The organism is Bradyrhizobium sp. 2TAF36 (genome assembly GCF_052114925.1).
GTDB classification, from domain to species: domain Bacteria; phylum Pseudomonadota; class Alphaproteobacteria; order Rhizobiales; family Xanthobacteraceae; genus Bradyrhizobium; species Bradyrhizobium barranii.
The window spans coordinates 58268-64710 of record NZ_JBFRFR010000053.1 but is presented as its reverse complement, the minus strand read 5'-3'; the positions used below and the strand labels follow the sequence as shown (position 1 = coordinate 64710).

The following is a 6443-nucleotide window of genomic DNA, read 5'->3' as shown; positions in this document are numbered from 1 at the left end:
AGCGAGCGGCGTGAGGCGCGCCGGCGGGCCACGACGGCGACCCAGTCAGCGCGATCTCGTCTGCCGATGAAAATCTTGCCGATGAAGCCGTGACGGCGCGCGCCTTCATCGATCGTTAGGAGTCGCGCCGCGCTGATTTGCTCGACTCCGATTCGTTCTTTGCGAACGAAATGGAGTCGGATGCAGAACAAGGCGTGCCTTCTGTGTCGATGCGGGACAGTCCTTCTCGCCGCGCGTGAGCGTGATGCTTCGCACGGCCCCGCCCTCGTGTCCTCGTTACGGAATGAGGCGAAGGAGAGCGACATGGATGCGTGCTGGTTTCTCGCCGAGATCGTCAAGGTGTTCTGGTCCGACAGGCACAAGCGGCTGCGCAAAGGCAGGCCCTCGGTGCCGCAGGTGCCGCAGCCACTGAAGCGAGACGACATGGAGTGATGGTGCCTTCGCTGCGATCGCACGTTCGCTTTCGCGACGATCCGCACCACTTGTTAAGAGTTGCTCCGCGCCGATTTTTTCGATTCCGATTCGTTCTTCGAGAACGAAATGCAGGCGAAGCTGGAACAAAGCCGTACCCGCGGCTCCGCCGGAGCGTTTACGAGTTTTGGTGCGGACGTTGTCTGAAGCGGCGCGCCGGGATCTCGAGGCTTGCGCAAACTCCTAACGAAAATTTGCGGGAAAGCCGATAACCCTATTCGGTTAGGTTAAAACCCCAATCGCGTTGCGCTTGCCGCTGTTTGGGATAGGTGTCTGGCAAGGACAAGAAACGACTTTGCCCAGAAGCAAGTTTGCATGACACCTTTTTCAGAACCATCCTTCTTTCAGGGCGACCGGCACACCTACCGGCGCGTCGCCGTCGTCGGCTTGCTGTTCTGCCTCGCCTTCGTGGTGATCAGCTTCTCGCTGCGGCCGCAGCTCGAGGACACGCGCGTCGCGGTCAAGGCCGACCGGCTGGTGCGCACGGCAGGCCAGGCGCCCCACACCAATTAGCGCTCGTCACCGTAGATGCGGTCGTCGGCGGAATGGTCCGGGCACGCGGTGCCGCGGCGCGCAAGCGCGACGAAGCCGGCATAGCCGGACAGGTTGAGCAGAACTTCAAGCCACGCGGGCATGGCGGGTCCCTTCTTGCGTGAAGGGGACTCAACGTGCGCGGGAAACCTTTGTTCCGTGCTCGCCAGAAACAAACCCGCTTACAGCGGAGAGGAGGGGTCCAGCCGCCGGCCGAGGGTCGCAACGGACGCGCTCGAGGGCTGCTCCTTGAGGAACTCGGCGATGGCCCGCGCCAGCTCGCCGTCGCTCATCGGCGTCGGCGGTCGGCGCAGCGCGCCGACACCGAAGTTGCGGACGATCTCGTCGTAATGCTGGTCGCGCGATTTGGGAACGAGTCTGCGGATGCGCCCCAGCAAAGCGGATAGCGGCAATGTGTCCTCCTCGGCATCCATCCCGTTGGCAGCCATTGATGTCTGCCGCCCTTTTCTGTCCGTGAAACTTCTTTCCGTGAAACCAAAAACCCCGCCAGCATCGCGGAGATGCTGACGGGGCATCGTGCTGTCGCCTCAACCGGATAGCGGAGGCTTCCGCACTCGCAGATGCAATCCGCCGAACCGGCTTTCGTTCCGCTCGTGCCGATATTTTTCTGCCGCCCGGGTTCCACGCCTCACGCGCAACCATCGCGGGCCGGCGACGTTGTCCCCGCAAGACGCGAAGGAGGAGAGTCATGAAGAAGACACTGGCAGTTCTGGCCACCGTTGCGGCCGTCGGCGTGACCGCGGTCGCGGCGCCTGCGCCTGCAGAGGCGCGCGGTCGCGGCATTGGCCCGGGCCTCGCATTCGGCCTCGCCGCCGGCGCGATCACCGCGGGCGCGATCGCTGCGTCCCATCCGTACGGCTACGGCTATTATGGCGGGCCCGCCTATTACAGCCCCGGCCCGTATGCCTATTACGGCGATGGACCGTACTACCCCCGGCGCCACTACTACCGCCACTGGTAACGGCTGACCAAGTGAAAAGCCCGGAGCGATGCTCCGGGCTTTTTTCATGCGTGGCGATCGGAGGTGCCTTTATGGCCAGAGCGAGGGCCGCTCCACCTTGCGCGCATTGTCGAGCGTCGACACGAAATACTCTTCGCGCTCGCGCTGGAATCTTTCCTGGGTGGCACGGAAGGCGGCGACACGGGCGGCGATCTCTTCGCGTTCGCGGATTTTGCGTTGTTCGTCTTCGGTCATGTCAAATCCCCTCTACACGTCAGTATCTGTGCACTCCAATATGTGTGCACGGCCGAACTCACGCACTGCCGCCGCAATCACGTTGAGTCGCGTTAACACATGCATTGGCGCTTCTGATTGGGGCGTCAATGGGGAGGAGGCATTGCAGGATTGTGATAAGCGAAGGTCGGAAAAAATTGCCGACCGCGCTTGCGCGATTCTCACGCGGCAGTGGATAACAGCGTCAACGATCTTGTCGCTTGCGCATGGTGCGGCCAGCGCAAGGCCAACACGGGAGGCCGCGAGTGATTGCATCGGATCTCCGCAGCGGCGTCGAGCGACTCGGCGACATGATCGCCGAGTCGAGGACCATCGTGCCGTTCACGGGCGCCTGCATCTCCACCGAATGCGGCATCCCGGACTTCCGCTCACCGGGGGGAATTTGGACGCGCAACCGTCCGATCCCGTTCGACGAATTCGTCGCCAGCCAGGAAGCTCGCGACGAATCCTGGCGCCGCCGCTTTGCGATGGAAGCGGTCTTTGCCGCGGCCAGGCCCGGCCGCGGCCATCGCGCGCTCGCCTCGCTCTACCGCGCCGGCAAGGTTCCCGCCGTCATCACCCAGAACATCGACAATCTGCACCAGGCTTCGGGCTTTGCCGCCGAGCATGTCATCGAGCTTCACGGCAATACCACCTATGCGCGCTGCATCGGATGCGGGCAGGCCTATCAGCTTGACTGGGTGAAGCGCCGCTTCGACGATGATGGCGGCGCACCCAACTGCACCGCGTGCGACGAGCCGGTGAAGACCGCGACGATCTCGTTCGGCCAGATGATGCCCGACGACGAAATGCAGCGCGCGACCGCGCTGTCGCAAGCCTGCGACCTCTTCATCGCGATCGGCTCCTCGCTCGTGGTGTGGCCGGCGGCGGGCTTTCCGATGATGGCGAAGAACGCCGGTGCACGTCTGGTGATCATCAATCGCGAGCCGACCGATCAGGACGACATCGCCGACCTCGTTATCCGCCACGACATCGGCGAGACTCTCGGGCCCTTTGTCGCAAATTGAGGCATCAATTTGATTCGCGGCTGTGCAAGCTGTTCATAGGTTCCGGCGAATCATTTTTTTATCTATGCGCCGCAACCGGGAGTGTTATCTTTTGAGTCGAAAGATTCGCATCGCGTCGAATTGAGAACATTCTCTTAAGACGCGTGATTCGACGCCGCCGCTGAGGCGGGTTGCAATGGGCAGTGTGGGGTCCGGGGTTATGGGGTCGTCGGACGGATTTGAGTCCAAGAAGATCGGAGTTCCCGCTGTGGGCGAGCACGGCGGCGGTCGCGATAACGCGCTAAGCCCGTTCAGCGGACTTGGTGAAGGCAGTGCCAACCTCGTCGAGGTCCACGGCGTCATCAAATGGTTCGACGCTTCAAAGGGCTACGGCTTCATCGTTCCCGACAATGGCTGGCCGGACGTGCTGCTGCACGTCACCGTGCTCAGGCGCGACGGCTTCCAGACCGCCTATGAGGGCGCCCGCATCGTCGTCGAGTGCATCCAGCGCGCCAAGGGCTACCAGGCCTTCCGCGTGGTCTCGATGGACGAGTCGACCGCGATCCATCCGGCGCAGATGCTGCCGCCGCGCACCCACGTCACGGTCACCGCGACCAGCGGACTGGAGCGGGCCCAGGTCAAATGGTTCAACCGCCTGCGCGGCTTCGGCTTCCTGACCTGCGGCGAGGGCACGCCCGACATCTTCGTGCACATGGAGACGCTGCGCCGCTTCGGCATGACCGAGCTCAGGCCCGGCCAATACGTCCTGGTCCGCTTCGGGCCCGGCTCCAAGGGCATGATGGCGGCCGAGATCCATCCCGAGACCGGATCGCCGGGATTGCAGTCGCACTAGCGGCGATCGCCAACTCCCGCAATCGTGACAAGAGGCGCGCAGGCCGTCCGGCGCGCCTCTGGCTTTTGTCACGATCGCCGCGTAAGGACTGGTCCAGTCCCACGCCCCTTGAGTACCGTCCCATGAATTTTGACCGAAAGGCCGTCTGGTCCATTGCGAGGGGCTGGCTGGCCGCCATCCTCGTCGTCGGCTGTGCCGTCGGGAGCGCGCCGGTGCGCGCCGCCAGCTTCCAGCCGCTCGAGATCGTCACCAGGAACGGCGTGCAGGTGTTCTCGGTGGAAATGGCGACGACCGAGGAGGAGAAGCAGACCGGGCTGATGTACCGCAAGGAACTGGCCGACGGCAAAGGCATGCTGTTCGACTTCAAGCCCGAGCAGGAAGTGTCGATGTGGATGAAGAACACCTACGTCTCGCTCGACATGATCTTCATCCGCGCCGACGGTCGCATCCTGCGCATCGTCGAAAACACCGAGCCGCTGTCGACCAAGATCATCTCGTCCCAGGGGCCCGCGCGGGCCGTGCTGGAGGTGGTGGCGGGAACGGCGCAGAAATACGGCATCCGTCCCGGCGACCGCGTCGGCCACCCGCTGTTCGGCACCAAGTAGGGAGACCCGGCGGGGTTATTGCCGCCTTGCTGGCGGCTTGAAAGCTTGATGGCGCTTTGGGAAGCGTGTATCGACGGGGCTCGCCGGACATTCGGGGTATAGCGCAGCCTGGTAGCGCGGCAGTTTTGGGTACTGCAGGTCGTTGGTTCGAATCCAGCTGCCCCGACCAGTCCCGAGGTTGAAGCTCCTTCAATTCTCTCGATATTGCGCCGCGCTCATCCCGTTGCCGCTGCCGATCGTCAGGTCAGCAGGGCGATCCCCGCGAAATTGCGTCCGCTGCAACTTTTGCGTGCGTCGACGTGCCGGCGGCGTTTCAATTTCAGAACAACAGCCAATCGACCAGGCGCGCCAGGCGATCCAGGCGAGGGCGCAGATCCAGCCCAGCATTGCGATCCCGGCGACGCCAAGCCCGCACAGTGCGAATAGCGAACTTTCAGTCTCCGGCGTGCCCGAGAGCTTCTCGGTCGTATCGATTTGACTCACTGCATCCCCTTGGCTTGCGGCCTGCTGTTCGTTGGTCTCTGCTCGCTCGTGAAAATTCACCGGCCGCGCTCCAGCTCACACGGTCGTGAGACGAGATGACCGTCCGTACATCGCGCGGGCATGGATCGCATCCACGCGGCTTCCCCGGACAGACGGGAAGAACCTGCAACTCATGGCGCGGTGATTGGTTGCGACCGCAGAGGCGGGAACTGCACGCCGCAGCGACAGACCTACAACGCGCAGGGCACGCTCAGCGCCGGTGCGCAGAGCCCGTCGCGCATCTGAGCGAGCGCGATTGCGGGGGATGGGCAGGCGAGCCTATGGCGACCTGAAGCGCGCGCGAACCTTGCTTGAATCCTTGCCTGAAGCCTTGGCGCTTGTTCTTCACTCAACGCCACTTCTGCGCGATTTTTCAAGGCATTGCGCCGGCCGGCCCGCCGCAGAATTCGCAAAATTGCTTCGAACCTTTGGCTGTCGCCCTAGACATATAGGCATTGGGGATTTCAGCGCCCAATGCCTAAACGGACGCCGCCAAGCGATGATATTCCGCTTGAGCGGCGTCGCGCTATTCCGGGGATCAGTTCGTCGCGTACCAGCCGAGCGGAAACGGCAGGAACGGCCACGCCAGATGATTGTCGTTGGCCGCCTTCGGCGGTTCAGAGACGGATGTCTTGACTGTCTTGATGCGCGGCGCAGGCGGCACCGAGCACACCGCCAGGCGCAAACGTCCACATTGCATATTCATTGTGGTGCCCCAGTCAGCAAGTCATTTGAAAAATGAAAATCAGTTCGCAATTGCCACGCGTCCAAAACGGCGCGCTCATTCTCAAATTGTGCACGCATCATAGAAAGATCGGCGCCGGCTTTCAACGGGTCTTGGCGGGTACCCACGAGGGGTAAGGTTGACCGGTTAGGTTAAGGCCGAGTGGTTGTTGCGGCCGCATTCCTGGCTGATATCAGGTCGGCAAGGCTCGCGATGGGCTGCCTGCAATCGATGGTCACACAGGTCACAGTTCGTCGCGGCGCTCATATCTTGTGAGTTTTGCGTCATGTCTTTCGATCGCAACGTCCGAACCGTCCATCCGCAGTCGAGCTGGACCGAGATCTGGCACCTCTGGACCGTGATCGTGCCGCGCCGCTCGATCAACGGGCAGCTCGTCTATGGAAAGGTCTGGCGCCGCCACGACGGCCGCGACTGGATCTACAAGAAATTCACCGAGTACGACACCGAGGCGGCCTGAGCCGGCTCCGCTGCCGCA

The 6443-nt window shown here is 62.8% G+C and carries 13 protein-coding genes and 1 tRNA gene; 8 read left to right on the top strand and 6 right to left on the bottom strand.

Features of this window, described 5'->3' with window-relative positions:
• Positions 1 to 191, bottom strand: a 191-nt coding sequence (locus tag AB4Z51_RS28335; protein ID WP_441498440.1) for a hypothetical protein, incomplete at its 3' end; no start/stop codon positions are given.
• A gap of 112 nt (positions 192 to 303) precedes the next feature.
• Between AB4Z51_RS28335 and AB4Z51_RS28330 the strand changes: the two genes are divergently transcribed.
• Both AB4Z51_RS28330 and AB4Z51_RS28325 read left to right on the top strand, forming a co-directional pair.
• The gene (locus AB4Z51_RS28330; RefSeq protein WP_275552073.1) at positions 304 to 432 is read left to right on the top strand and encodes a hypothetical protein; all 129 of its coding nucleotides are present in this window, start codon (positions 304 to 306) and stop codon (positions 430 to 432) included.
• 354 nt (positions 433 to 786) lie between these two features.
• Entirely contained in the window at positions 787 to 984 is a 198-nt protein-coding gene (locus AB4Z51_RS28325; protein WP_441498439.1) for a hypothetical protein, read from the top strand.
• Here the strand turns inward: AB4Z51_RS28325 and AB4Z51_RS28320 are convergent.
• Together AB4Z51_RS28320 and AB4Z51_RS28315 are read right to left on the bottom strand one after the other, a co-directional pair.
• The gene (locus tag AB4Z51_RS28320) at positions 981 to 1106 is read right to left on the bottom strand and encodes a hypothetical protein (protein ID WP_135213555.1); all 126 of its coding nucleotides are present in this window, start codon (positions 1104 to 1106) and stop codon (positions 981 to 983) included. The genes AB4Z51_RS28325 and AB4Z51_RS28320 overlap by 4 nt on opposite strands.
• 78 nt (positions 1107 to 1184) lie before the next feature.
• Positions 1185 to 1451, bottom strand: a complete 267-nt coding sequence (locus AB4Z51_RS28315) for a hypothetical protein (protein WP_193560859.1) — start codon at positions 1449 to 1451, stop codon at positions 1185 to 1187.
• Positions 1452 to 1711: 260 nt separating this feature from the next.
• Here AB4Z51_RS28315 and AB4Z51_RS28310 point away from each other — a divergent pair, with 260 nt between their 5' ends.
• The gene (locus tag AB4Z51_RS28310; RefSeq protein ID WP_441498438.1) at positions 1712 to 1984 is read left to right on the top strand and encodes a hypothetical protein; all 273 of its coding nucleotides are present in this window, start codon (positions 1712 to 1714) and stop codon (positions 1982 to 1984) included.
• A 69-nt stretch (positions 1985 to 2053) separates the two neighbouring features.
• On the opposite strand, the gene AB4Z51_RS28305 is transcribed toward AB4Z51_RS28310, so the two are convergent.
• The gene (locus tag AB4Z51_RS28305) at positions 2054 to 2218 is read right to left on the bottom strand and encodes a hypothetical protein (RefSeq protein ID WP_166096472.1); all 165 of its coding nucleotides are present in this window, start codon (positions 2216 to 2218) and stop codon (positions 2054 to 2056) included.
• A gap of 284 nt (positions 2219 to 2502) precedes the next feature.
• Here AB4Z51_RS28305 and AB4Z51_RS28300 point away from each other — a divergent pair, with 284 nt between their 5' ends.
• From AB4Z51_RS28300 to AB4Z51_RS28285, 4 genes are all read left to right on the top strand, one after another.
• Entirely contained in the window at positions 2503 to 3264 is a 762-nt protein-coding gene (locus tag AB4Z51_RS28300; protein WP_441498437.1) for an SIR2 family NAD-dependent protein deacylase, read from the top strand.
• 199 nt (positions 3265 to 3463) lie between these two features.
• Positions 3464 to 4096, top strand: a complete 633-nt coding sequence (locus AB4Z51_RS28295) for a cold-shock protein (protein WP_028150990.1) — start codon at positions 3464 to 3466, stop codon at positions 4094 to 4096.
• Positions 4097 to 4218: 122 nt separating this feature from the next.
• Positions 4219 to 4701: a DUF192 domain-containing protein gene (locus tag AB4Z51_RS28290; RefSeq protein WP_135213557.1), complete on the top strand. Its 483-nt coding sequence runs from the start codon at positions 4219 to 4221 to the stop codon at positions 4699 to 4701.
• 92 nt (positions 4702 to 4793) lie between these two features.
• Positions 4794 to 4870: transfer RNA gene (locus AB4Z51_RS28285), tRNA-Pro, on the top strand.
• Between the two features lie 20 nt (positions 4871 to 4890).
• Here AB4Z51_RS28285 and AB4Z51_RS28280 read toward each other — a convergent pair.
• Both AB4Z51_RS28280 and AB4Z51_RS28275 read right to left on the bottom strand, forming a co-directional pair.
• Positions 4891 to 5244: a hypothetical protein gene (locus tag AB4Z51_RS28280; RefSeq protein WP_441498436.1), complete on the bottom strand. Its 354-nt coding sequence runs from the start codon at positions 5242 to 5244 to the stop codon at positions 4891 to 4893.
• Between the two features lie 517 nt (positions 5245 to 5761).
• Positions 5762 to 5929, bottom strand: a complete 168-nt coding sequence (locus AB4Z51_RS28275; RefSeq protein WP_166341408.1) for a hypothetical protein — start codon at positions 5927 to 5929, stop codon at positions 5762 to 5764.
• Positions 5930 to 6233: 304 nt separating this feature from the next.
• Between AB4Z51_RS28275 and AB4Z51_RS28270 the strand changes: the two genes are divergently transcribed.
• Entirely contained in the window at positions 6234 to 6425 is a 192-nt protein-coding gene (locus AB4Z51_RS28270) for a hypothetical protein (protein ID WP_063983450.1), read from the top strand.
• Positions 6426 to 6443: the final 18 nt, after the last annotated feature.